26 protein-coding genes are annotated in these 25926 nt (G+C 51.7%); 11 read left to right on the plus strand and 15 right to left on the minus strand.

Annotated elements, in window-relative coordinates; all coding sequences use genetic code 11:
- Position 1: 1 nt before the first annotated feature.
- Positions 2–307, plus strand: coding sequence for a putative quinol monooxygenase (locus FDW97_RS14930; RefSeq protein WP_042311525.1), 306 nt, complete (start codon positions 2–4; stop codon positions 305–307).
- A 500-nt stretch (positions 308–807) separates the two neighbouring features.
- Positions 808–1488, plus strand: a complete 681-nt coding sequence (locus FDW97_RS14935) for a hydrolase (RefSeq protein WP_038635572.1) — start codon at positions 808–810, stop codon at positions 1486–1488.
- Between the two features lie 70 nt (positions 1489–1558).
- Here the strand turns inward: FDW97_RS14935 and FDW97_RS14940 are convergent, their stop codons facing one another.
- Positions 1559–2335 (minus strand): SDR family NAD(P)-dependent oxidoreductase, encoded by a 777-nt coding sequence (locus tag FDW97_RS14940; protein ID WP_137351252.1) that lies wholly within the window; start codon positions 2333–2335, stop codon positions 1559–1561.
- 147 nt (positions 2336–2482) lie between these two features.
- On the opposite strand from FDW97_RS14940, the gene FDW97_RS14945 reads away from it, so the two are divergent.
- Both FDW97_RS14945 and FDW97_RS14950 read left to right on the plus strand, forming a co-directional pair.
- Positions 2483–3427 (plus strand): LysR substrate-binding domain-containing protein, encoded by a 945-nt coding sequence (locus FDW97_RS14945; RefSeq protein ID WP_121530043.1) that lies wholly within the window; start codon positions 2483–2485, stop codon positions 3425–3427.
- Positions 3428–3452: 25 nt separating this feature from the next.
- Positions 3453–4355: a carboxylate/amino acid/amine transporter gene (locus FDW97_RS14950; protein ID WP_069323680.1), complete on the plus strand. Its 903-nt coding sequence runs from the start codon at positions 3453–3455 to the stop codon at positions 4353–4355.
- Positions 4356–4381: 26 nt separating this feature from the next.
- Here FDW97_RS14950 and nlpA read toward each other — a convergent pair whose 3' ends face one another.
- The 10 genes from nlpA to FDW97_RS15000 form a co-directional block, all read right to left on the minus strand.
- On the minus strand, positions 4382–5200 hold the full coding sequence (gene nlpA, locus FDW97_RS14955) for a lipoprotein NlpA (protein WP_069323679.1): 819 nt from the start codon (positions 5198–5200) through the stop codon (positions 4382–4384).
- A gap of 124 nt (positions 5201–5324) precedes the next feature.
- Positions 5325–6239, minus strand: a complete 915-nt coding sequence (locus FDW97_RS14960) for an Rpn family recombination-promoting nuclease/putative transposase (protein ID WP_137346633.1) — start codon at positions 6237–6239, stop codon at positions 5325–5327.
- A 211-nt stretch (positions 6240–6450) separates the two neighbouring features.
- The gene (locus FDW97_RS14965) at positions 6451–7194 is read right to left on the minus strand and encodes a 2-dehydro-3-deoxy-phosphogluconate aldolase (RefSeq protein ID WP_121529734.1); all 744 of its coding nucleotides are present in this window, start codon (positions 7192–7194) and stop codon (positions 6451–6453) included.
- Positions 7181–8290, minus strand: a complete 1110-nt coding sequence (gene dgaE, locus FDW97_RS14970; RefSeq protein ID WP_137351253.1) for a D-glucosaminate-6-phosphate ammonia lyase — start codon at positions 8288–8290, stop codon at positions 7181–7183. The genes FDW97_RS14965 and dgaE overlap by 14 nt, the downstream gene beginning before the upstream one ends.
- A 3-nt stretch (positions 8291–8293) precedes the next feature.
- Positions 8294–9154 carry a PTS system mannose/fructose/sorbose family transporter subunit IID gene (locus tag FDW97_RS14975; protein ID WP_005121522.1) on the minus strand — a complete coding sequence of 287 codons (861 nt, stop codon included), beginning with the start codon at positions 9152–9154 and terminating at the stop codon, positions 8294–8296.
- On the minus strand, positions 9151–9900 hold the full coding sequence (locus tag FDW97_RS14980) for a PTS sugar transporter subunit IIC (protein ID WP_003023960.1): 750 nt from the start codon (positions 9898–9900) through the stop codon (positions 9151–9153). The genes FDW97_RS14975 and FDW97_RS14980 overlap by 4 nt, the downstream gene beginning before the upstream one ends.
- A gap of 25 nt (positions 9901–9925) precedes the next feature.
- The gene (locus FDW97_RS14985) at positions 9926–10411 is read right to left on the minus strand and encodes a PTS system mannose/fructose/N-acetylgalactosamine-transporter subunit IIB (protein ID WP_137351254.1); all 486 of its coding nucleotides are present in this window, start codon (positions 10409–10411) and stop codon (positions 9926–9928) included.
- A gap of 11 nt (positions 10412–10422) precedes the next feature.
- Positions 10423–10848, minus strand: a complete 426-nt coding sequence (locus FDW97_RS14990) for a PTS sugar transporter subunit IIA (protein WP_137351255.1) — start codon at positions 10846–10848, stop codon at positions 10423–10425.
- A 120-nt stretch (positions 10849–10968) separates the two neighbouring features.
- Positions 10969–13767, minus strand: a complete 2799-nt coding sequence (gene dagR, locus FDW97_RS14995) for a transcriptional regulator DagR (protein ID WP_137351256.1) — start codon at positions 13765–13767, stop codon at positions 10969–10971.
- A 90-nt stretch (positions 13768–13857) separates the two neighbouring features.
- Entirely contained in the window at positions 13858–14274 is a 417-nt protein-coding gene (locus tag FDW97_RS15000; protein WP_038635605.1) for a GNAT family N-acetyltransferase, read from the minus strand.
- 129 nt (positions 14275–14403) lie between these two features.
- Between FDW97_RS15000 and FDW97_RS15005 the strand changes: the two genes are divergently transcribed.
- Both FDW97_RS15005 and FDW97_RS15010 read left to right on the plus strand, forming a co-directional pair.
- The gene (locus FDW97_RS15005) at positions 14404–14697 is read left to right on the plus strand and encodes a YicS family protein (RefSeq protein ID WP_038635608.1); all 294 of its coding nucleotides are present in this window, start codon (positions 14404–14406) and stop codon (positions 14695–14697) included.
- A 94-nt stretch (positions 14698–14791) separates the two neighbouring features.
- Positions 14792–16174, plus strand: a complete 1383-nt coding sequence (locus FDW97_RS15010) for a glycoside hydrolase family 1 protein (RefSeq protein WP_137351257.1) — start codon at positions 14792–14794, stop codon at positions 16172–16174.
- A 56-nt stretch (positions 16175–16230) separates the two neighbouring features.
- Here the strand turns inward: FDW97_RS15010 and nepI are convergent, their stop codons facing one another.
- From nepI to FDW97_RS15025, 3 genes are all read right to left on the minus strand, one after another.
- Positions 16231–17415 carry a purine ribonucleoside efflux pump NepI gene (gene nepI, locus FDW97_RS15015; protein ID WP_087857244.1) on the minus strand — a complete coding sequence of 395 codons (1185 nt, stop codon included), beginning with the start codon at positions 17413–17415 and terminating at the stop codon, positions 16231–16233.
- Positions 17416–17585: 170 nt separating this feature from the next.
- The gene (locus tag FDW97_RS15020) at positions 17586–18038 is read right to left on the minus strand and encodes a DUF1198 family protein (protein ID WP_038635635.1); all 453 of its coding nucleotides are present in this window, start codon (positions 18036–18038) and stop codon (positions 17586–17588) included.
- Positions 18039–18057: 19 nt separating this feature from the next.
- Positions 18058–18813 (minus strand): IclR family transcriptional regulator, encoded by a 756-nt coding sequence (locus FDW97_RS15025; RefSeq protein ID WP_038635638.1) that lies wholly within the window; start codon positions 18811–18813, stop codon positions 18058–18060.
- Positions 18814–19058: 245 nt separating this feature from the next.
- On the opposite strand from FDW97_RS15025, the gene FDW97_RS15030 reads away from it, so the two are divergent.
- The 5 genes from FDW97_RS15030 to FDW97_RS15050 all read left to right on the plus strand — a co-directional run bounded on the left by FDW97_RS15030 (position 19059) and on the right by FDW97_RS15050 (position 24434).
- Positions 19059–19958 carry a dihydrodipicolinate synthase family protein gene (locus FDW97_RS15030; RefSeq protein ID WP_087857247.1) on the plus strand — a complete coding sequence of 300 codons (900 nt, stop codon included), beginning with the start codon at positions 19059–19061 and terminating at the stop codon, positions 19956–19958.
- A 21-nt stretch (positions 19959–19979) separates the two neighbouring features.
- On the plus strand, positions 19980–21497 hold the full coding sequence (locus FDW97_RS15035) for a UxaA family hydrolase (RefSeq protein ID WP_170973685.1): 1518 nt from the start codon (positions 19980–19982) through the stop codon (positions 21495–21497).
- 63 nt (positions 21498–21560) lie between these two features.
- Positions 21561–22871 (plus strand): MFS transporter, encoded by a 1311-nt coding sequence (locus FDW97_RS15040; RefSeq protein WP_051594496.1) that lies wholly within the window; start codon positions 21561–21563, stop codon positions 22869–22871.
- A 53-nt stretch (positions 22872–22924) separates the two neighbouring features.
- Positions 22925–23821, plus strand: coding sequence for a 2-dehydro-3-deoxygalactonokinase (locus tag FDW97_RS15045; RefSeq protein WP_137346629.1), 897 nt, complete (start codon positions 22925–22927; stop codon positions 23819–23821).
- The gene (locus tag FDW97_RS15050) at positions 23814–24434 is read left to right on the plus strand and encodes a 2-dehydro-3-deoxy-6-phosphogalactonate aldolase (RefSeq protein WP_038635651.1); all 621 of its coding nucleotides are present in this window, start codon (positions 23814–23816) and stop codon (positions 24432–24434) included. The genes FDW97_RS15045 and FDW97_RS15050 overlap by 8 nt, the downstream gene beginning before the upstream one ends.
- Before the next feature lie 47 nt (positions 24435–24481).
- On the opposite strand, the gene uhpT is transcribed toward FDW97_RS15050, so the two are convergent.
- Positions 24482–25873 (minus strand): hexose-6-phosphate:phosphate antiporter, encoded by a 1392-nt coding sequence (gene uhpT / locus FDW97_RS15055; protein WP_038635654.1) that lies wholly within the window; start codon positions 25871–25873, stop codon positions 24482–24484.
- Positions 25874–25926: the final 53 nt, after the last annotated feature.

Raw genomic sequence — 25926 nt, forward strand, 5'->3', positions numbered from 1 at the left:
CATGTCTGATGCAGAAGTGATTTCAATTATTGCCGTACTGAAAGCCAAACCAGGGAAAATCGATGCACTGAAACAGGCGCTACAAGCTCTCTTACTGCCCACGCGCCGGGAGGAGGGCAATATTGAGTATGCGTTGTTCCAGTTACGCGACACGCCAGATGTATTTTATGTGCGCGAATCCTGGCGCGGTCAGGCTGGTCTGGACGAACATATCGCCCTACCGCATTTCCAGTCGTTTGTATTGCAAATGAACGATCTACTGGCCGAGCCGCTACGACTGGATTATCTGACGCCGATTGAGCCGTAATATTAATACCGTGCTCCTCTGCTGTTCGGGGGAGCACAATAAATATCAACTTGAGAATTTACTTAACTCAATAATAACTTAGAAAATAAAATAGACATGATCATTATCCTCTGGAAAACCGTGGCATTAGTCACAAAATTGACATTGAAGATATATCGTTAATATTCATTTTATTTCACAATAATAATAACCATATAAAAATAAATCAGTCAGAAACACCCGCCGAATCTTCATCCCCTTACTTCCAGTACACACCATAAAATAATATGAATGCAGAAATATAATTTCATAATAACAAGTATTGTTATTTTAATGGGGCAGGAGGAAATTAATTCACTAAGGCAATTCTGATAAAGATAGCTTTAGCCTCCCCCTGAAATTAACCATGAAGATGTCAATAATGGTTAATGAACTGTAGAGCAAAAATGGATATCGCCCAGGCGATTTAGACTTTACTGCAGGTTAGATAGCCTGCAAAAAGCAACAACAAGGAATGGATCATGTCTACACCCGCTAATTTTAATGGCCAACGCCCAGTGATTGATGTCAATGACGCAGTTATGTTGCTTATCGATCATCAAAGCGGCCTGTTCCAGACCGTTGGCGATATGCCAATGACTGAACTGCGTGCAAGAGCTACGGCTCTGGCAAAAATCGCCACCTTATGCAAAATGCCGGTGATTACCACCGCCTCTGTGCCGCAGGGGCCAAACGGTCCGCTTATTCCGGAAATTCATGAGAACGCGCCTCACGCACATTATGTCGCACGCAAAGGTGAAATTAACGCCTGGGATAACAAAGAGTTTGTTGCGGCAGTAAAAGCGACAGGCCGTAAGACGCTGATTATTGCTGGTACCATCACCAGTGTATGCATGGCATTCCCGGCCATCAGCGCGGTAGCAGAAGGTTATAAAGTCTTTGCCGTCATCGATGCTTCCGGTACCTACAGCAAAATGGCGCAGGAGATCACCATGGCCCGCGTCGTACAGGCTGGTGTCGTGCCGATGGATACTGCCGCGGTTGCGTCTGAACTGCAGAAAACCTGGAATCGGGAAGACGCAGCGGAATGGGCTGAAGTCTATACCAAAATCTTCCCGGCTTATCAGTTACTAATTGAAAGCTATACCAAAGCCCAGGATGTTGTGAAAAATAACGAGCTGCTGGACTCTCAGCGCGCTTAACTTTTCCGATCTTGCACAAACGCCTGTTTCGTATAAGCAGGCGTTTTGTAATGCGCAGCATCAGTCCCTGTCAGCTATTACGTCCAGCCATAACACCGCCATCGACATCCCAGACAGCGCCAGTCACCCAACCCGCCTTGTCTGACAGCAGGAACGCGACGGTTTCGGCAACGTCAAGCGGCTTACCGACCCGACCGATCGGGTGGAAACTGTCAAAGCTGTTCATCACACCTTGTACATCTTCTTTCGGGATAAACCCTTCATAGATGGGGGTATGCACGACCGCTGGCGAAACGGCGTTCACGCGAATCCCATGCGCACCCAGCTCAATAGCCAGATTTTTGGTTAAAGCATGCAGACCCGCTTTGGCCATCGAATAGGCCGATGAAGGTGTCGCGCCCACCGCTTGTTGCGCCCACATTGAACCAATATTCACGATGGCGCCGTTTATATTGTCTGCCAACATATTGCGTACCACATCGCGGGTGATGAAAAACGTCGCCCGATTGAGGCTCATATATAGCTCATAATCTTCAACTTCATGTTCAGTAAAAGGTTTCGGGAAAAACACGCCAGCCGCATTCACTAACAGGTTGATGTCTTTATGATCAGCATTCACCGTTGCCATCACCTGCCTAACCCCCGCTTCCGACATCAGATCTGCCACAATGACGGAGACGTCACCCAGCTCCGCCAACGCCTGACGGGCCCGTTCCGCTTTCTCGGCGCGGTGACCTACCAGCACCACGCTACCGCCGCCCTGGAGGATCAGTTTCGCCGTTTCGAACCCCATCCCACTGGTCCCACCCACCACTAATAATTTCTTTCCGGCAAAGAATGCGCTCATCGTTAACCTCGTTTAAAGAATTCGTTGACGCGCTAAAGATGCCACTCGGCTCAGGAGTTGACGACTGAGAAGAAATAGCATCTCAAGAAAGAAAATCTATCTCGCTAGCGTATACTGGAAACAGTTAATAAGAATGGAAAAAAACAGATGCGTTCACTCAATCGGCTAAAATGGTTACACGCTTTTGAAGCCACCGCCCGCCATGGCAGCTTCACCGGCGCGGCGCAGGAACTGGGCGTGACGCCTGCAGCCGTTGGTCAACTGGTGCGTGCGCTGGAAGATTGGGTAGGCCATCCACTGTTACATCGCACCCGCACGGGCAAAGAACGTCTCACGCTGGTCAGCGAAGCACAGGACGCATTGCGCGACATCACTCTGGGACTGGATAACCTGGAATCCGGACTCAACAAACTGCGCGGCCGTCGGGCGCGCTCGGTGGTGATCATTACCGCGTCGCAGGTCCTGGTCATGAACTGGTTGATGAGTCGTCTCAATCGTTTCTCACAAACGCATGAAAACATCGAATTACGTTTGAATGTGACGGAAAAGCTGATGGATGTCGCCCACGGCGAAGCCGATCTGGGCGTACGCTGCGGCAAAGGTGACTGGCCCGGCGTCAATAAAACCTGGTTAATGGATGAAGAAGCCGTTCTGGTCTGCAGCCCACGAATGGTACCGGTAGATAAAATCGCCTGCGGGGAATGGCTGGCCGCGCAAAAGCTGATCCACGACGACACCCCCCACCCCGGCGCTCATTTTCCTGCGTGGGATGATGTCTTGCACGCTACCCATGCCCCGGCCGTCCGCGACAGTGGACTGCACATTAACTCCACCTCTGCGGTGATCCTGGCGGCAATCAGCGGTCAGGGGGTGGCTATCGTTCGTCGGGCACTGGTTCAGCAGTTACTTACCGACGGACAGCTGGTGCAACTTCACCCCGACACCCGTTGGCCGCTGACGTGGTCATACTACATCGTCACGCCGCAGCATGCGGTAATGCGTCCGGAAGTGAAAATCTTTAATGACTGGCTGATTGCGGATGTGCTGGCAGAAATCGCAGCTATCTCTGCTATGATGCCTGCACACAAATAAAACAAAACAACATGCCGAGGGAAAGATGGGTTCCACCAGAAGAGGGATGATGAACGTCCTGATTGCCGCCGTATTATGGGGAAGTTCGGGCGTTTGTGCACAGTACATCATGGAGCAAAGTCAGATGTCATCTCAGTTCCTGACCATGACGCGTCTGATTTTCGCCGGACTTATTCTGCTGATGCTCTCCTTCGTTCACGGCGACAAAGTATTCTCCATTATCAAAAACCGCAAAGACGCGGTTAGCCTGCTGATTTTCTCGGTGGTAGGCGCGCTTACCGTACAGTTGACCTTTCTGTTAACTATTGAAAAATCTAACGCCGCCACCGCGACGGTACTGCAATTTTTGTCACCAACCATCATCGTGGCGTGGTTTTCCGTAGTACGTAAAGCGCGACCAGGCATTTTGGTGCTAACCGCGATCCTGACCTCGCTCATTGGCACGTTCCTGTTGGTCACCCACGGTAACCCGACATCGCTGTCTATCTCACCTGCCGCGCTGTTCTGGGGAATTGCCTCCGCATTTGCCGCCGCGTTTTATACCACCTACCCTTCAACGCTTATCGCGCGCTACGGTACGCTGCCGGTTGTTGGCTGGAGTATGTTAATTGGCGGGATGATCCTGCTGCCGTTTTATGCAGGGCAGGGAACAAACTTTGTCGTTAATGGCAGTTTGATTCTGGCATTTTTCTATCTGGTGGTTATCGGTACGTCACTAACGTTTAGCCTGTACCTGAAAGGTGCGCAGATGATTGGCGGCCCGAAAGCGAGCATTTTGAGCTGCGCGGAACCGCTAAGCAGCGCGTTGTTGTCTCTGCTGCTGTTAGGCATTACGTTCACCCTGCCTGACTGGCTGGGCACGATGCTGATCCTCTCGTCGGTAGTGCTGATCTCAATGGACTCACGTCGCCGCGCCAGAGCGGTTTAACCCCAACCGGCGCGGCAACGGGTTAATTACCAGCCCGGAACCGCGCCGCCGTTGAAGATGGATTCCGCCGCTTTTGCCACTTCCGGTGATTGATAAGATTGCAGAAATTCTTTCACGTTTTCGGCATCTTTGTTGTCTTCTCGCGCCACCAGGATATTCACATACGGCGAGTTCTTATCTTCGATAAATACGCTGTCATGCACCGGGGAAAGTCCGGTTTGTTGGATATAAGTGGTACTGATAATCGCCACATCCACTTTCCGATCGTCCAGTACGCGTGGTAGCTGCGCGCCTTCCAGCTCCATGATATTCAGATGCCGTGGATTATCAGTAATATCCAGTGCCGTAGGCAGCAGGCCTGTCCCCGCTTTCAGGGTGATTAGCTTTTCTTTTTGCAGCAACAACAGCGCCCGCCCAAGGTTGGTCGGATCGTTAGGTATTGCAATCGTTGCGCCGTCTTTCAGTTCTGCTACCGTTTTGATTTTCTTCGAATAACCGGCCATTGGAAAAACAAAGGTATTTCCCACCGCCACCAGCTTATAGTTATGCGCTTTATTATCCTGTTCAAGGAACGGACGATGCTGGAAGACGTTGGCATCCAGTTCACCATGATTAGTGGCATCGTTGGGTAATAATGAACCGCTGAAGCCCACCAGCTCGACGTCCAGGCCGTATTTCTCTTTGGCTACTTTCTTCGCGACCTCCGCCACGTCCTGCTCTGCGCCGTTAATCACGCCCACTTTAATATGTTTTGCGTCGTTGCTCTGCTGATCGCACCCTGCCAGCAATAATCCCGCCAGTAATACCACCGTCCCGGCTGCAAAATGAGGTATCTTCAGTTTCACGTTTTTATCCTTTTAAAATAACCGCCTGATGAGTAATGAAATGACTATAGCGGGAAGGCCACTGCGGTTTAAAAAACGAAAAAGCATCAGCAAGAAGAAAAAAGCATAATGGAAAAAAGGATAATTAGTCAGAATGTGCCGTGAGCTCATCAATGGAAAGCCCGGTAATCATCAGCACCAGTTCACGATCGATGCCCTTCTCAAGCATGGCATGGGCGATCCGCAACGCTTCATCCTTTTTGCCTTCGAGTTTGCCTTCCAGCAATCCTGTTCTTCGCCCCGACTCACGTAAGCATTCTGCAATCGTCATTAATTTCTCCTTATGCCTGGGAACACGCCTGGCAACCTCGCGAATAAACGCTTCAAAACGCGGTGCGCTGCCGGACTGTACCAGGTAATTAAATAGCGTTTCTACCTGACTGTCATTAGCGTGTCCCTTAATCAGCAGAGCAACCAGTTTATCGACCAGCACCATCAAATCGCGCTCACGTATATGCTTTTGGACAAGTTCCAGTAGCGCCATGCGCCGATGCTGCATAATCTCGTCATCAGACACCACTGTGATGTCTACCAGCGGGAAAGCCGCGCCATAAAGCTGCCGCGCAGTTTCTGAATCGTCAAACTCATCCAGCCAGCACAGTGAAAAAGGGTACGGGCTAGCAACGCCATGATAAAAAAGTATCGGCACCACTAGCGGCAGCGTTTTGTTTCCGGCATCAAGATGGCTCTGCATCGCGGCAATGGCATAACGCATCATCCGGAACGCCATATGCGCATCCGGCGAACTCTGGTGTTCAATCAACGCATAGATATAGCCTTTTCCAGTCCTTGTTTTTAGTGACCACAGTACATCGGAATAGCTGACACGCAGGTCTTCCTCAATAAAACTCCCGGATTCCAGCTTCAGTGTGTTCAGATCGCAAAGTTCACGCAATGACGCTGGGAGATAGGTATCAAGAAAATCCCTCGCCGTTTCTGGATGGTTTAAGAACTTTTTAAAAACTGCATCATGCGGGGTAGAAGTTGTAGGATTTTTCATGGCGATCCGTCACCAAAAGAACAAGATGACGGAACCTTACTCGCCAGCAGCGCAACCCACATTAGGGAAACTCTTCATCTGCGAGGCGCTTTGGCGAATAAATACATACTTTTGCAATGTATTCATTTTCCGGGAATGGTGTTCGCAAAAATGCCCGGTGAAACCTAACGCTTACCAGGCATCTTTTATGCACCATCCGGCGATAACAACGTCACACCATCTCTTTCACTATCTCCATTAACCTGGCGACATCTTCAGGCCGGGTATTACCCGTTTGTGGATCGATAATCGAGCTGTAAACATGCGGCATCACGCGGGGCACTCCCGCCTCCAGACAGGTTTTCAGGATAATGCCGAAGTTATCGAGATCGATCCCGCCCGTCGGTTCAATCAGCGTCATGCCGTTGCGCGCAGCGGTCGTCGCCAGCGCATACAACTCAGGCAGCGACCGCTCTCCCCCCATGGGGAAAAACTTCGCCGCGTGCGCCCCTGAATCCAACATCATCCGTACCGCTGCATCGCAGGAAACGCGGGCTGGCGTGCCCTGGCTACTGCAAACGCCCGTCGAGATCAGCACTTCCCCCGGTGTGCCCGTCGGGCTGACCAGCGCATTGATATGGGTTTGTTCGCCGCCCGTGGCCGCCAGCGCCCCTGCCGCAAACCCGCAGCCGGTAAAGGTCTGATTGACGTGAGCCGGGTGAACCGCTGAGGCTATCATCGCCGCTTTGTAATACTGTGCCGGGTCGCCAGCCCCCAATCCGACGGAGATCGACGGCACCTCCGTCATCCAGCGTTTAACTTCCCGAACGCCCTCATCAACTGACGTAAACTGCGCGGAAAGCACGCCGATCACCGCATGGCCTTCAGCGGCATCATAGATTTCCCGGGCATTGGCGATATCCTTCGCCAGCACGTTAATGGCCACTTTATTCCGATAAAAATTAATGTGCTGCATGGTCTGCAATCTCCTTTAATCGCGCTACGATCAACGCCATTTCCCCTTCTGCGAGCGTACGCGGGTCAAGACTAAAAACGCCCTGATGAAGGTTGTAACGACGAGCGTAAATCGCGATATCCCCCCCGCGAAGTTGCGCTTCGACAGCATAAGCATCCTGCCCCAGCGTCTGCGCGTTCACCCGGATCCGAATCCGCCAGATGGCGCGTCCGGCTTCGTCCTGTTCGATATCGGCGTCCAGTCCGGGAATCGCTGATATCGCCTGTGCCACGGGCTGGAGTTCCTCAGCAGTCAGCACGACCTGCCCCTGATGATAGTTTTCCAGGGCATACACCAGCCCGACCATATTCTCTTTGCCGATTTTCATCGCCCGGGCAATCCCGTGGTGCTGCGCTTTACACGCGGCAATCCACTGTTTCTTACCGGTGATAAACCCGGAGGTCGGCGCGTTAAAGGCTTTTGCCCCGCTGTAGACCACCATATCCGCCCCGCTCGCCACCCAAGCGTGTAAATCCTCCTCGGCGGCGGCATCAACAATCAGCGGCAGATTGTGAACCTGCGCGACCTGCACAAAATCCGCAATGCTCAACATGCCCTTCTGCACGCAATGGTGCGATTTCACGTACAACAGCGCGGCGGTGTTATCGGTAATCGCGCTCTCCAACTGCCAGCGGGCCGCAAGATTACTTGAGCCGACTTCCACCACGCGACCACCGCCTAGGCGAATGGCGCTGGTGATTGGCGCCCCGTAGTCAACGTTATGCCCGCGCAGCATGACCACTTCATTCGCCATACCAGTGCTTTCAGGCATTAGCGAGACTCGCGCCGGGTCGCCGCGGGTAATGGCTGCGGCGACAGAGATAGCAATACCCGCCGACGCACAAGAGGTGATATAGCTGTCCTCCGCGCCGGTATAGCGGGAAACCAGCTCGCCGGTGCGGTCCACCAGCCGATCGATTTCAACAAAGGATGAGGCCGCCCGCGCGGTGGCCTGCATCACCTCCGGCGCTACGCTGGAAACGCCCAGAATCGTCATCTTGCCGCAGGCGTTAATGACCTGTTTTAGCCCCAGTTGTTGATAAATATTCTGTGTCATGGCTTACAGCACTCCCAACAGCGAACAAACCACGCTGAGCGCCACAATTGACAGCAGGATCGTGGTGTAACGTGGCCCTTTCTTCACCAGATAAAAGTAGATGGCGAACACCGCCGCCAGCGGCAACAGGCCGGGGGCAATAGAGTCGAGAATTTGCTGAACCACCACTTCAGAGCCTTTCAGGGCGCTGAGTTTTAGCGGGGTGGTGATCTTGACGTAACTCGCAGAAAGCGCGCCCATCATGATCAGACCCAGCACGTTCGCACCGTAGATAAGCTCCTTAATTCGCCCTCCCTGCAGCAGACCGATAATCGAGTCACGCCCCAGCGTATAACCTTTGTGGACCATGCCGTAGCTGATTGCCAGCGTAATAGCAGGATAGAGAATTAACGGTACAATTCCGCCCATCGCGCTGCCATTGGCGGCGAACGGGATGAAAATAGCAATTAACAGCGGCATAACGGCTGCCCAGATAATGGAGTCGCCCATCCCGGCCAGTGGCCCCATTAAGCCGGTTTTAATCCCGGTGATCGAAGCGTCGCTAATCGGCTCGCCGCGTGTTTTCTGCTCCTCCATCGCAATGGAAATCCCCTGAATCACCGCCCCGAACGTTTGCTCCGAGTTGAAGAAGTTCAGATGGCGTTTCAGCGCTTCCACCTGCTCCTCTTTTTGCGGGTATAGTTTTTTGATGATCGGTGTCATCGAGGCGCAGAAAATCAGGCTTTGCAAACGCTCATAGGAGCTGGAAACTTCCGCACCCAGCCAGTAGATAAACCAGGCTTTGGTGATATCTGCTTTGGTCAGCGTGCCGCTTTCACGTGCACGCTCCACCAGTTCATGCTGCATTACGTCGCTGCTCATCATGCTGCTCCTTCATTTTTCGCCAGACCTTTAATCAGGAAGGCCACGCAGGTACCAAAGATTGCCATCGCCATGATGTCCACCTTCAGGTACAGCACTGCAAAGAATCCGCCGATAAACCACGGCAGCAGGCTCTTTTTACCGATCACCATAATGGTGATGGCAAAGCCCAGCGCCGGCAGAATGCCGCCCATAATTTCAAAGGAGTGTGTGAGCCAGTGCGGCATCAGCTTCAGGAAGCTTTCCACCACGTCCTGACCAAAATAGTTAGCGGCAAAGACCACCGGGAAACGCAGCACCAGCCCGAGTAACGCCGGGTAGAGGAACGCACAGCGCATAATCCCCGCCATGTTGGCCGTTTCCGCGTGCTTGTCGGCCATATGTACCCACGCGGCGTTTAACGTACGACGCAACTGGTCGAGGAACACACCGATAACGCCAAACGGGATCGCCAGTGCGATGGCCAGGTTCGGGTCCATTCCGGCCTTCACGGCGATAGGAATTGAAATACAGGCAGCCAGCGCCGGATCCGACGGGACGTTGCCGCCCGGCGTAGAGGTCACGCCGAGGTAAACCAGTTGCATACCTGCGCCGATGATCATCGCCGTTTCCATGTTGCCTAATAGCAGGCCAACGAATACGGCAATCACCACCGGCTGCAGCAGCATGGCGGAAAAGGTGTAGCCAAGGCGTAATCGGGCAAACCAGTAATACAACCCCATCAGGCTTGCAAAGACTAAAGTATCCATAGTTAAGTACCCTGTTATCAACGAATTAGAATTTTTTCAGGATATCGTCCAGCGACTGCGGCTTATCTTCCGGGATAGTCTGGAAGAACACCTGAATCCCACGATCTTTCAGGTCGCTCAGAATGCCGACGTCTTTTTCATCCAGCGTGATGTTCTGGAATACCGCTTTGCGGTTTGGCCCACCGCCCAGCCCACCGACCTGAATGGTGGAGACATCAAAACCCAACTGGACCGCCTCCAGGACCGCCGCCAGAGAGGGGAACAGCACCAGGACCTTGCCGTCACCAAGCTGATTTTCTTTCCATGCGGCGGCAAAACTCTGGTTACCAAAGCAATCCACTTTGATATTTGGCGGCGCTGCCATCAGGTAGATATTTTTCATAAATGGGTCGGCGTCCAGCTCATCGCTAACCACCGCAATCCGGTTTGCCTGAGATTGTCCAACCCACTTAGTCACAACCTGGCCATGAATCAGACGGCTATCGATACGACATAAAACGATGTTTGCCATGATGATTTTCCTTATTGTGATTGTTGTAATTGACGGACGTGAGCGACAACGTCCAGGCAACTGCTGCGTCCGGCTTCCACCAGTTCGCTGACGCAGGTAGTCAGTGAACCCTGTTCACGTTTGTCCAGTGCTTCCAGCAGCAGCGATGCGTTCAACCCGGAAATAACCGCCACCGGATAATCCGCACTCAGCCGCGCCGCCACATTCGACGTCGTGCCGCCCACAAAATCGGTCAGAATCAGTGAGCCTTCCGGCATGGTTTTCACCACGTCTTCGACACGCTGATAAAACTCGCCCAACGTATCGACGGGCATCAGCGCAATTTCTGTCACGCCTTTAATTTCGCCCATCACCATGCGCAGGCTGTTACAAAGCTGTTGTCCCCAGCCGCCATGGGTCAGCAGCAGGATCTGGGGCAAGGATTCAGTGGTAGTCAAAATGGCCTCCTGGCTCGATTACATAGACATAGGTCAACAGAGCAAAGGCTGTGCCAGAATTTGTGTCACGCGGGGGAGTTGTGGATGCTGGCGGGGCGCAAAGCCCCACCAGACAAGAGATTAGCTATACAGCAGTTCGTAGATATAAAAATATTCCGCGTCCGATAAGCGAATGGCATAGGCCTCTTCGATCGGCAGGAAAGCAGATTTAATGACACTAAACGCGCGGATATCAAGATCCGGCTTGTTCTCTAACGCCATCTGTAACGGTTTGCGGTTAATCACGATACGCTCAACCATACAGCAGCAGTGGATCAGGAAGCGCAGTGTCACCTGACGGCTCGGTTTTAGCGAAAGCGCGGTGGTCAGATGATTCAGCACACCTTCCATCTCTTTCAGAATGCGCTGCGGGTTAAGCACCGAAATATGGTTGATGATGCTTTCCATGGTCAATGCGCTGATGAAACGCATTGCGCTGCGCTCCATCTCCAGACGACGCTCACTGCTGGAGAGATCCGGCGTCAGCAGGCTGAGCACCAGTTCGGGTCCCTGCTCGGAGAACAACTCCTCGAGCGAGATAAACGGAATGTCCGGCAGTCCCGGCTGGAAAGTGCCAACGATCCCCGCCAGACGCTCGCTGGCGTTAATCGCCTGCTGAACGCGCTCCAGGCTGCGGACTTCGTTGTAGTCGAGGATCACCATCCGCGTGTCCTGCGACATCAGCTCGCCGAAGCTCTCCTCCAGCACCTTTTTGATTTTTTCCGCCGTACCCATACCGGTAATACAGGAGATGACCAGCACTTTCCCGCTGTTTTCCTGCTGCGGCGTACAGAGCTGACAGGGAATATTTTTGCTCTGCATTAATGCCGCCAGCGGTGGTAACTCACTGGTTTCATAGCTTAAATCCAGTCCTACCTCCAACAAGCTGGTGAGCGTAATATTTGGCATCAACAGAACGTCTATCTGGAATAGTTTGCTGATGGTGCTGCCAAAATGGACCAATGAGCCAATATCCACCATCAGGATCAGTCGGCGATATTGCCGGGCCTGGATCATCTGCGTCAGGGCTTCCAGCGTATCATGCACCGACTGCTCGAAAGGCATATCGATAGCGCTGAACAGCTCGCGCTCCAGCACGCGATTCACATACTGCGCCTGGCTGGTGGCGGTCGTCGCGCCGTGAGCAATCAAAATCACCCCGCAGTCCGGGCTGGCATCAATTCGTTGGCGGTAATGCCGACACTCTTTGAGGAACAGACACAGCCAGACCACCTCCGTCGCCGGACACTGAATATGCAGCAGTTCGTTGATTTTTCGGCATAACAGCGTGGCGTTTTCGTATTCATCTTTACAGCGATCGAGGATCAGGCTGGAAGAATAAAGCTGGGGAATAAGCCCGCGCTGCACGTAGCCAATCAGCGCCAGAAAGTGTTTGCGCAGCGGGTTAACCAGATTCTCCGGCAGCGTGAAACCAAGCACTTGCTCAACGCAGCCGATCAGTAGTGTCACGCGTTCTTCAATCTGATCGCCATAGCGCGGGGGATGCGCCACGCTGTCGCGGCTGTAGAGACCGTATTCAAAAATCGAGCTGAGTTTGTTTTTAAGTATCGCCAGGGTTTCAGCTGGCGGAACATTGCTGTTACGCAGGTTGATATATTCCCGGGTCAGGAAGCTGTAAAAGAGATCGCTCTCTTCAATTTCGGCTCCGGTCGCCAGCGAATTTTTCAGTGCGGGCAGCGTACGGGCGTCGATGCTTAGGTGCTCTTTGCCTTCAAACAGCGCTCCCACCAGCAGGCGTTGTTCCGGCGTGGCGTTAAACGGCATTTCTGCCAGACGTTTATCCAGCTGTAGCGTATCGCTGTGTTCCGTCATCCCCGAGGCCCAGGCCTGGGCGCAGAGAAACTGAATGTCGCTCTTGAGCTGACCAATATTGCCTTCCAGCGGCTTGTTCAGCAGCCAGAGCAGCAGGGTACGGTCGATGCTTATCGTGCGCTCGATTTTGCGGCTCTCACGCTGTAAAAAGCCGACGATCAGCTCAACCTGCTCTTCCACCGAGCGCTGGCGAATGCCGGGTAAGTCGATACACACCTGAATACGTCGCTGGAAGGTGCGCAGCAGCGCCGAGCTGACCGGTTCAGTGGTCGCACAAATCAGACGGACCGAAATTGAGCGCGCCACGGCGCTGGAACCCAGCGGTCGGTATTCGCCTTTGTCGAGAATTGAGAACAGTTTTTCCTGACCTTCATACGGCAGACGATGCACTTCATCGAGCAGCAGATAGCCGCCGTCAGCCTGCTCGACCAGCCCCGGTTTATTCTCGTTTGCGCCGGTAAAGGCCCCCTGTCGATGGCCAAATAAATGTGAAGAGAGCAGCTCCGGGTTATGGGCGTATTCCGCGCAGTTAAAATAGACCAGCGGTGGCGGTGTTCCCGTCGCGCGTTCGCAGGCAAAACGGTGCATCAGTTCGGCGAAAAAGGTTTTGCCCACGCCGGAAGGACCGGTCAGCAGAACGTGCAGCCCGTGGGGATAAAGCACCGCCGCGCGGCCTTTTTCCACCGCATCGCGCAGGCTGCGATCGTAACCAATCAGGCCGAAAAAGGGATCGTCTGTCGCCTGGGCTTCCTGAACAGGCAACAGATCGGCAACGGTTTGCACTTCGCGCTCGGACTCATCCAGTTTGCGTCCCAGCAGCGTTTCAATCGTCTGACGATGCAGAAAGAATACCGGACGTCCGCGACTTTTAATCGCCAGACCGTCATTCCAGAGTTGATTGAGATCTTTACTGACCGAGTTACGCGCCAGCCCAAGATTAAAGCCGATGGCCTCCGCGGTGAACGCCGTTTCCTGCGCCAGTTGGGCAAGATTCAGTCCTCGCGTCAGCCGTTCCAGCTCTCCCAGTATTATCTCAATCCGTCTCATCTCTTTACCGCTTAAGAAATAAATGATTGTTCAGAACATACACTATTCTGCTGCGCAAGAAAGTGAGGCGGCATCCAGACCTTCCGGTCATCAAAACGTTTTCGACAAATAATGGCGCGCGGCACCGGTTTCCGGGAAGTTATCGAGGGTCATTTGCAGCTGATAGCCGTTTTTCTGATAAAACGGCAGCGCCTGGAAACTCATCGTATCCACCAGCGCATGCAGACACCCCCTCTCACGCGCGGTTTGTTCCGCCGCCTGCATCAATTTTGTGCCGTAACCGCCTTTACGCAGCGAATCATGCATCCATAAAAACTCAATGCATAGCCATTCGCCTTTAATTTTGCCGATCAACCCGCCCAGAATTTCATTGTGCTCATCGCGCCAGTACACCGCCAGGTCGCCAAAATTGGTGGTTCTGAGAAACTGGCGATTGTACGCACGCAATCCGGCCAGCAGCGCGTTTTGATCGTCTTCGGTAACCGTATCGGTAATCTGTATTTGCATCCTATCCTCCTGAAAAACTACAACGTCTGGCTGATTTAGTTTTAGGCATTAACACAGGCTGATGAGTGAGTCGTATGCCGTCTACACTTACTCTTGAGATGATGCGCATAGACAACAAGGATTATTATCATGAAACGAGTCATTTTTCCGATTATTGCCGTCCTTTTCACGCTACCCGCACTGGTACAAGCCGACTCGGCGTATGGCGGACTGCAGGCAGTACACGAAAAAAACACCGTTATGAAGGACTTACGTAAGATTTGCACCCCGCAAGGGTCGCCGTCGGATGAGGTGTGGGAAAAAACGATTATGGCTGATACGCGTAATCAGCAGCACATCCGCGAAGCCATTCTGGCAATACAAAGAAATAACCAGAACAACTACTGGGAAGCGCTTGGCAAAGTGGAATGCCCGGATTTATAGGCATTTATGTTGTAAAATGAGTACTGTAACCGGTTTCTGTATCGTAAAAACACGTATTGTTGCCTGAATGAATCAATAGCAATGGAGCAACAATATGCGATACCGTTTTCCTGAAAACTTCTGGTGGGGCAGTGCCTGCTCGGCGCTACAAACCGAAGGCGATAGCCTGAACGGCGGTAAAAGCCCGACCACGTGGGATGTGTGGTTCGACCGCCAGCCAGGTCGTTTCCATCAGGGGGTTGGCCCGGCGAACACCTCAGGCTTTTATCACCACTGGAAACAGGACATCGCACTGCTCAAACAGCTGAAACACAATAGCTTCCGTACATCTCTGAGCTGGTCACGCTTGATCCCGGACGGCACCGATGAGGTTAATCCTGAGGCCGTCGATTTTTATAATAACGTCATCGACGAGCTGCTGGCGCAAGGCATAACGCCATTTATCACCCTGTTCCACTTCGACATGCCGATGGTGATGCAGGAAAAAGGCGGCTGGGAAAACCGTGAAGTGGTTGAGGCGTTTGGCCGCTACGCACAGACGTGTTTCAAATTGTTCGGCAACCGCGTTAAGCACTGGTTCACCTTCAACGAGCCGATTGTTCCTGTAGAAGGCGGTTATTTGTATGACTTCCATTATCCTAACGTGGTGGATTTCAAACGTGCCGCCACTGTGGCGTACCATACCGTGCTGGCGCATGCGACGGCGGTGCGGGCGTATCGTGATGCAAACCATGACGGTGAAATTGGCGTAGTGCTGAATTTAACGCCTTCGTATCCGCGCTCGCAGCATCCGGCAGATGTCAAAGCCGCGCACCATGCGGATCTGCTGTTTAATCGCAGCTTCCTCGACCCGGTGCTGAAAGGGGAATATCCGGCGGATCTGGTGGCATTGCTGAAAGAGTACGATCAGCTTCCGGCCTGCCAGCCAGGCGATGCGCAGTTGATCGCCGACGGCAAAATCGACCTGCTGGGGATTAACTATTACCAGCCGCGTCGTGTGAAATGTCGCGATACGGCAGTCAATCCGAATGCGCCGTTTATGCCGGAGTGGCTGTTTGATTACTATGAAATGCCGGGACGTAAAATGAACCCTTACCGCGGCTGGGAAATTTATGAGCCGGGTATTTACGATATTATTACCAATCTTCGCGATAATTACGGTAACCCACGCTGCTTTATTTCAGAAAACGGTATGGGTGTAGAAAACGAACAGCGCTTTATTCAGGAAGGACAAGTTAACGATAGCTACCGTATTGAATTTGTTACTGAGCATCTGAAATGGCTACATAAAGGCATTAGCGAAGGCTGTCATTGTCTTGGCTACCATATGTGGACCTTTATTGATAACTGGTCATGGCTCAACGGCTATAAAAACCGCTACGGTTTTGTCCAATTGGATTTAGAAACACAAAAACGTACAGTGAAAAAGAGCGGCGAATGGTTTGCCCATACCGCCGAAAATAATGGTTTTGATTGATTAAGTTGCCGGATAACCGTGTTGACTGAAAACGATGCGCCATCCGGCAACAGTTTTCACTGAATCCTGACCTTCATCGTTACCAGAAGCGCTGTCAGCAGCATCAGGCTGCCCGAGAGCATCAGGGGCGACAGCAGTCCGAGGTTATCGAGCGCATAGCCTCCCACCGCAGCCCCGCAGGTATTGGCAAGCTGGATCACGGCGACCTGGACCGATCCAGCTTTTTCTGCCTGATCGGCAAGCGAGCGGGTGATCCACGTCGACCAACCAACCGGTACCAGCGCAAACGCCAGCCCCCAGATTATCGCAATGCCCGCGGCCACCACTTTATCGCTACCCCACAGAATCAGGACCAGCGCGCTGAGCGCCAGCACCAATGGCGCACCGGCCAGGGCCAGTTTGACCGAGCGCTTCAGAATCACCGAAGAGAACGACGTCCCGACAAAGCTGGCGATACCAAAACTCAACAGCACCAGCGTCAGGCCATCAACATCAAAGCCCGCCAGATTCATATAGACAGGGCGAATATAGGTAAAGAAGGCGAACTGCCCGGCGAAGGACATGAAGATGGCAATCATCCCGGCCATTACTCCGGGGCGCTGCAGCAGGCTGAACATATTTTGCTTGTGATGCGCAGGTTCGCCCGGCAGCGAAGGCAGCGCTCTCACCACCCAGATGGTGCACAGCACGCCCATTACCGCCGCCGCGTTAAACACGTTGCGCCAGCCGATGATGCCGCCCAAAAAGCTCCCCAACGGCGCGGCAATCACCAGCGCGATGGATACCGCGCCAAATATCACCGACAGCGCTTTCGGTACCGTACGCGCGGGAACCAGACGCATGGTCAGCGACGCTGACATCGCCCAGAACCCGCCGAGCGCCAGCCCCAGACAGGCACGACCGATCAGCAGGAGCGTAAAAGAGTTAGCAAATGAAACCAGCAGGCAGGAAAGCGTCAGCAGAACCGAAAACAGGATCACCACATAGCGACGATCGGTCGCCTGGATAATTTGCGTCACAAACAGGCTGGCGAACATGGCGACAAACGCCGTCACGGTCACTGATTGTCCGGCAACGCCTTCCGAAATGCCCAGATCCTGCGCCATTGGCGTCAGCAGGCTAACGGGCAGAAACTCAACGGTTATCAGGCAGGCAACACAGAACGCCACGGCGAATACCGCCGACCAGTTTGGCCGGGTATTTACCTCAGCGCGGGATTTTTGTTCAACAGCGTCACTCATTTTGTTACCTGCGTGGGGTTATTGTAGAAAAGTTACGCATTGTAACATTAAAAGTGTGACGTATTTAACGTTTTGACAACTCTCACCGCCGGATGGCGGCGTCGCCTTATCCGGCCTACGGCTGAGCTCTTTTGTCGGCCTGATAAGCGTAGCGCCATCAGGCATCACTATCAGTGCAGCCAGTGCACGCCATCTTCAGGTTGGAAAAAGGCGTTATAGCGCATCTGGAACGCGTTAAGCTCCTGCATATCCGGCTCCATTTCACGTAGAAACCCGAGCGCCAGGCGCACCTGCGCGTCGGTAATCGGGGCGGCCAGGCGAGATTTTTGTAGCAGGCGGTGCCACTGCAGCAGGTTCTGCTCGCTGCCGTCGACAATGACAATTTGCCAGATTAACAATACCTGGGCGGCATTTTGCAGATGCGATTCATCAGGGCGGTGCAGGTACTGTAAAAACGCCTCCCCCTGTACTTTTCCCATCTGGTCAATCATCGATTCTACTGGTACTACATCAATACTCAGTCGCTCACTCAGACGGCGAATGGCCCGTCGTGATCCGGACGTCAGCACCCGGAAACCCACTACAAAAACAACCACCAATGTGGCCAGCATTATCCAAATCATTAATGACGATACCGCCCGCTTAAACTAATTTTTCCGAGAGTGACTGACAGGCTTCGCGCACCCATTGCGAATATTGTGGAATACAATTCTTTGGCATTTGTAGTTCAACGCCGCTGATACTTATTGCCGCAATCACGTCTTTATTACGGTTAAAAACCGGTGCGGCAATGCAATAGATGCCAGGGGAGTCTTCGGCGTTATCAAAGACCCAGCCTTGCTCGCGGATTCTGGCAAATTCCTTCATTAATGCTTTTTTGCTGGTAATGGTGGTTTCGGTATACCGTGGCAACACTTCATCAGGCAACAGCTCATCAATTTTATCTTGCGGCAGCCAGGCACAAAGCGCTTTGCCCACACCGGAGCTGTGCATCGGTAATTTTTTACCGACCCAGGTCCGAATGCCAATCGGCTGGGTATTCTCCAGCTTCATAAGATAAATTGGCGCGACTTCATCCAATATACCTAAGTGACAGGTCAGGTCCGTTTGCTGACGCAGTTTTTCCAAAACAGGAAGTGCCGCATTACGAATATCAAATTGTTCCAACGAACGATTTCCCCATTCGTACAGCTTCAAGCCCAAAAAGAAACGTCCCTTTTCCAGGCGCAAAAGATGATGCGCAACCAGTGCATTTAGCAGGGAAGACGTGCTGCTTTTTGGTAATGCCAGATCCTGCTGAATCTGACTGAAGGTCGCTCCTGGGGAGTTAAAAAGATAATTACAGATTTTTACTGTCTTATCCAATGCGGGAACAGAGGTCGTAATGTCTTGGTTCATGCGCTATTAATCTTTTTTATTCATAGACTCTGCACAGTATACCGCAATCACTTTTCTCAGGAATGCGGCTTTTTTGCACATACGCAAACTGGGCTCTATTACCTAAATTTTATACCCACAAACCCGATCCATCTCACAGTTGTTCATTTGTTCTGCAAAAAACGTTGACGAACGATTTGGATATTTGCTGTACTAACTTCAATATACAGAACATGAGTTCCATATACAGAACTAAAGGAGTGGCAATGTTGAACATTTTTAAGGGCATCTTCCCGCCAGTACCGACTATCGTTGACGAAAGCGGGGAATTGGATCGCGCTGGAATGGCAGTAATGATTGACCATGTGATTAGCAATGGTGCCGACGGAATGCTCATTCTGGGCAGTGGCGGCGAATTTTCCCATTTCTCGTCCGAACAAAGAAAGCAAATTGCAGAGTTTAGCCTGCAGCATGTTGCCGGTAGAGTTCCTGTTCTTATTGGTATCGCCTGCGCCAGCACAGCGGAAACTATCCAACTTGGAAGGCATGCTGAAAACGCGGGCGCAAAAGGAGTACTGGTAGTCAATCCTTATTATGCAAAACTCAGCGATGAGGCCCGCTTTACGCATTACAAACGAATTGCTGAAGCGCTAAGCATTCCCGTCTTCTTATATAATTTTCCAGAACTAACTGGCCAGGATATTGGTATAAATGTCATCACTCGCCTTGCCCGCGAAGTACCAAATATCGTTGGCATTAAAGATACAATTGATAACATTAGCCACACCAGGGAAGTTATTAATCAGGTTCACTGTTTCCGCCCAGATTTTATCATTTTTAGCGGCTATGACGAATATTTACTTGATACATTATTACTCGGTGGACATGGCGGCATTCCGGCAACATTTAACTTTGCGCCTCATATTACACGCGGAATTTATCAGGCGATTCAGCAGAACGATCTCGCTACCGCCAAAGTACTTCAACAACAACTTGCCGGATTATCACCTTTATATGCCTTAGAACAACCTTTCTTTGCCGTTATCAAGACCGCCATTAAATTAAGTGGCGTGGATATATCAACTGCAGTTGTCCCGCCAGCATTACCGTTAAATGAAGAAAAAAGAGAACAGGTTAAAAATATATTATCCCGTATTACGGTATAAACCAGCATGAGAGCAAAGATAATGAACATCAACCCTGTATTAAAATTGAATCCCAAAGATGATGTGGTTATCGCAAGGCAGGCTGTCCCCGCAGGCACCCGGCTTGAAGAAGAGCACATTACTGTACTCAGTGATATTCCCGCAGGGCATAAAATCGCCCTGCATGCACTGAAGGTTGGCGATGCGGTCAGACGTTATGGGCAAATTATTGGCTTCGCAACTCAGCCCATTAAGCCTGGCGAACACATCCACATGCATAATTTGGGAATGGGTGACTTTGAACGCGACTATGCCTGGGGTGAAGATTGCCATTCACCTTCTCCAGCCCCTCAACAGGATACCTTTATGGGTATCCGCCGCGCCGATGGCCGTGCAGCTACACGTAATTACATCGGTATTTTAAGCTCCGTAAACTGTAGTGCCACGGTCGTAAGAGCTATTGAGGATCACTTCCGTCTGCAGGGTCTTGCAGATTACCCGAATGTTGATGGCGTGGTGTCATTACCACAAAGTTTTGGCTGTGCTATTGGCTCTAAAAGTGAATCAATGGACGTCATGAGACGTACGATGGCCGGTTATGCCACCCATGCTAACTTTGCCGGCGTAATCATCGTTGGACTGGGATGCGAATCCAGTCAAATTCAAGACATGATGAATGCCCATGGACTAGCCGATGGCCCAATGATGCACAGTTATACCATTCAGGATGTGGGCGGTACACGTCACGCCATTGAGAAAGGAATTTCCCTGGTTAACCAAATGTTGCCCGTTGCTAACCAGGTAACACGTCAACCTATCCCTGCATCAGAAATCATACTCGCGCTCGAATGTGGGGGTTCCGACAGCTATTCCGGGATCTCAGCCAATCCAGCTCTGGGCTATGCGGTAGATAAACTGGTGCAACAAGGCGGAACAGCGATTTTATCTGAAACCTCCGAAATTTATGGTGCCGAACATCTTCTTACCCGCCGTGCCGTTTCTCGCGAGATAGGTGAAAAACTCATTGCCCGCATTCACTGGTGGGAAGAGTATTGTCGCCGCACTGGAAGCGAAATGAACAACAACCCTTCGGCGGGTAACAAAGTCGGCGGGCTGACGACAATTCTGGAAAAATCACTTGGTGGTATTGCTAAAGCGGGTACAACCAATCTGACAGAAGTGTATGAGTATGCTGAACAGGTAACCGCGAAGGGTTTTGTCTTTATGGATACCCCTGGATATGACCCTATTGCCGTCACGGGGCAAATCGCCGGAGGAGCAAATCTTCTGTGTTTCACCACAGGCCGAGGTTCTGCCTTTGGTTCCAAGCCGACCCCAAGCTTGAAGCTGGCTACCAATAATGCGCTTTGGCAACGCCAACAGGAGGATATGGATATTAATTGCGGAACCATTGTCGAGGGGGAAGAATCCATTGCAGAAGTCGGTGAACGTATCTACCAGATGATCCTTGAGATGGCATCAGGTAAAAAAACGAAGAGTGAGGAATTTGGCTATGGCAGTCAAGAATTCGTCCCCTGGACTGTTGGCTCCATAATGTAACACTCCACAAGATAATAATACCTCGTACCGCCATACTCATTATGAGTATGGCAAGGAGCCCTTATGTCTATTGTTAACGTAAATACTGAAGAAGAAAAATTAAAGGCAACAACAGTAAGGTGGCGCATATTTATTATTATGCTCTTATTAGGTGCTATTAACTATATTGACCGCACCTCTCTTTCTATTGCCATGCCTTATATTACAGATGAATTTGGCATTACCGATACTCGCGTTGTTGGTGTGATTCATAGTGCCTTTTTCTGGGCTTATGCATTAATGCAAATCCCCAGTGGGGTCATTGCTGATAAATTCAAAGCCAGACATATCATTGCGCTGGCCACTATCTTATGGGGAGCATTTCAAGCCGTTGCGGCTCTGTGTCACTCTATTTTCACCCTTTCACTTTCTCGTCTGGGGTTAGGCGTCACTGAATCTCCAATCATGCCCGCCGGCGCGAAGTTAATGGGCACATGGTTAACGCCAACCGAACGCGGACGTGGTTCGATGCTACTTGATGGCGGCGCGCCATTGGGTACGGCGCTGGGTGCGGTGATCATCGCCGGACTTATTGCCTTTTTCGACTCATGGCGTATGGCATTCGTGGTGGCTGGTGTGGGAACAATGATTGTCGGTTTACTGGCCTGGTGGTACATCCGCACTTATCCATCAGAACACCCCAGCATCAATAAAGCTGAACTAGACCATATTGTTGCGGCAAACGGTGCTGAAACCAGTAGCAAGAAATACCGTCTGGCCGATATCAAACCTTACCTGAAACAACGTAATGTGATTGCACTTATCTGTGGCTGGGTCTGCTATAGCTTCGTGTTCTATGGCCTGATGACATGGCTACCGCTCTATTTCCAGGCCACCTACGGTTTTGATATCAAATCGATGGGCGGAGCAATGGCGCTGATCTTCCTGCTGTGTTTTGTCGGCCAACTGACTGGCGGCTACATTATGGATAAATGGCGCAGCAAAGGAGCAAAAACAAGCCGCGTTATGCATACGATGTTGGCGATTTCGGCTACCACCGCTGGTGTTGGTATTTTCCTTTGCGCACAAAGCTCGACGCCAGCCGTCGCAATTACCTTGCTCACTATTGCCCTTTTTCCCCTGCGATGGGCCAGCGTTTACTGGTCAATACCCGGACTACTGGGCGCACAATCAGTTGCAGGCACCATTTGCGGAACCATGAACTTCACCAGTAATTTGTTTGCAGCCATCCTGCCTATTTTTATCGGTTTCCTGGTGCAATCCACGGGGAACTATTACGCAGCGATGATGTTCTTTGCGCTGGCTGCTGTGGGTTATCTCATCTGCTCGCTGCTGATCAACTTTGATAAAAAAATGGTCATTACCGACGAGTAATCCGCCTGAATCTGGCCCGTTTACGGGCCATCTTTCAACATCAGGAACGATGTATGTTCAATTCAGAGAATTTCATTGCCGTAGACTGGGGCTCAAGCAACCTGCGCATTTGGGTCTATCAACAGAATCAATGTGTCTGGCAACACGTCAGTCAGAATGGGGTACTCAAACATCAACCAGGTGTATTCAAAGACACCTGGTTAACACTGCTCAGTTTGTGTCCGCGGCCATTAAACACAGATACAACCGTCATAATGAGCGGAATGGTGGGCAGTAATATCGGGTGGGTAGATAGCCACTATTTACGCTGTCCAACCCCGTTAAGTGCATTATCACAGCATCTAACAAAGGTTGAAGATGCGGGCCCTTTTCCCACTTTCATCGTTCCTGGCCTGCAAATTGCCGGGCCGGAAAACTACAACGTTATGCGTGGAGAGGAAACTCAGCTATTTGGCGCCTTAGCTGATGGGAACTGGTACGTATTCCCGGGAACACACAGCAAATGGGTGCAGGTACAAGAGAGTAACGTCTGCGATTTTCAAACCGTCATGACCGGCGAGTTTTTCCACTTACTTTCACACTACTCCATCGTTGGGAAAAACGCCGAGGAACAAAACAAGAACGAACAGGCTTTTTTAGCAGGAGCCGAACGCGGCTGGCAGGAAACATGTTTATCCCGCAGCCTATTTGATCTGAGAGCCAGAATACTCACCCATGCGTTGTTACCCGATACGCTTTACGAATCTCTGTCCGGGTTATTGATTGGCCATGAAATAGCACAAATGCTACAGCACTATGCCATTAACACTGAAGAAGAAGTCATTCTGGTGGGCAATGACGATTTGCTCAGCCGCTATCAAAGCCTGTTTCATCATTTCGGTTATCGCTGTCGGCTGTGTAACGGTGAAAAAGCATTTATTAATGGCATCAGGAGACTTTTAAATGAATAGTCGTAACCCTTTGGTCGCAATTTTACGTGGGGTGAAGCCCGATGAAGTGCTGGCCCATATTGATGCACTTATCACAGCCGGATTCAGCACAATAGAAATACCGCTGAATTCGCCAGACTGGCAACGTAGTATTGCTCTTGCCGTGGAACATTATGGTCATACAGTAAAAATCGGTGCCGGAACGGTCACTAATGTCAGTGATGTCAGCACACTCTCTTCGCTGGGATGTGCATTTATCCTTACGCCCAACACCGATCCGGAAGTAATTGATACTGCGCGAGCGGCCAAAATGACCACCTGCATCGGCTGCCAAACAGTCAGCGAAGCATTTGTTGCATTCCGGCATGGCGCGGACGGATTGAAAATTTTCCCTGCGGGGGAACTGGGACCGAATTACATCCGGGCATTAAAAGCCGTTTTGCCTCCTCAAGTCCCTTTATATGCCGTTGGCGGAATTAGGCCAGACAATTTGTCCCATTACCTGAAGGCAGGTTGTTTCGGTGCCGGCTTAGGCAGCGATCTGTATCGTGCCGGACAATCTATCCACCAAACAGCCGCAAATGCGAAGGCATTTATCGAGGCTTATAATACTTTCTGTCAGTCTCAGGCATAAAAAAGCCCGCCATTAAGGCGGGCAAAAGTTACCAATGCACACTTAACTCAAGCAACTTTCAATTGTTGAATCTTTTTCTCACGGCGAATTTTACGTTCTTCAAACACGGCCACGATGGCCATCAGGCAGATACAGCCGATGGCGGCGGTATCCAGCGCGGCAAAGGTGCCCGCCCAGCCGGTGAGACCGAAAATCGGCGTGCCGTCGGCAATCATCCCGAGCCCCAGCTTGGCGAAGCTGTCGCCAATCAGGTAGGCGAAGGTGCCTTTAATCCCGTCGGCCGCGCCGATCGCTTTTTTCGGCACAAATCCGACGGCGGCAACACCGATTAACAACTGCGGGCCAAACACCAGGAAGCCGAGCGCAAACAGCGAAGCCAGATAGACGTACTGGTTGCTGGCGTGCTGGTAAACACCCAGCGTCGCGATGATGAGTGCCAGCGCCACGCAGGCCACCAGCGCACGACGACCGTTAGCGAGATCGGAGAGCCAGCCCCACAGCAGCGTGCCGACCAGCGCGCCCACTTCGAACAGGGTAAAGCCCTGAATTGCCACCTCTTTGGAGAGTTTTAGCTCCTGGAAGGCGTAGACGGTGGACCACTGGTCAATACCGATACGCACCACGTACAGGAAGATGTTGGAGAAGCACAGCAGCCAGATCACTTTGTTTTTCAGCACGTACTCAACAAAGATCTGCCATTTGGTCATCTCGTTTTCTTCGGTCTCTTTGTCCTCTTCGCTGATCTCCTCGCCGAACAGCTCTTCGGCTTTACCGAGGCCATAAGATTCCGGGGAGTCGCTGCCGTAGCGCAGGCCGATGAAACCGACAATCAGGGCAATAATCGACGGGAAGATAAACATACCGATGACGTGGCCATCGAACAGGTAATTCGCGCCGAACAGCGCTACGCCCGCCGCACCCGCACCGCCGAGGTTGTGGGAAATATTCCACATGCCGAGGTAGGAACCGCGCTTACGGCGTGGCGTCCACTTGGTGATGGTGGAATAGCTGCACGAGCCGCCGGTGCTCTGGAAGAAACCGCTCAGCGCGTAGAAAGCAATCATCAGGAACAGGCTGGTTGACCCCGCGCCCATGCTGGCGCTGAAGCCGAGCATACAGATGGCGGAGAGGATCAGCATAAACGGCAGGAACTGCTTGGTATTTTTGCCGTCCGCGTAGTAGGAAACCACGGTTTTACCCACGCCATAGGTGATGGAGAAGCCGAGGCCAATCATCCCCAACTGCGTCATGCTGAGCCCGTAGGTGGAGATCATGTCGTTTTGCGCGATGTTGAAGTTTTTGCGGATCAAGTACATGGTCAGGTAGCCGATAAAGACCACCAGATAGGACTGCATGAACGGTTTGAACCACATTTTGCGCCGCACATCGAGCGGCAGATCCAGGGTCGGCTTGCGCACCTGGTTGAGAAAGGCCAGCATTTGACACTCCCGAGCTGATTTTTTTACCTGCGAATGGCAGGCATTGTAAAAAT

The sequence above is a fragment of the Citrobacter sp. wls708 genome (genome assembly GCF_005281255.1).
GTDB classification, from domain to species: Bacteria; Pseudomonadota; Gammaproteobacteria; order Enterobacterales; family Enterobacteriaceae; genus Citrobacter; species Citrobacter werkmanii.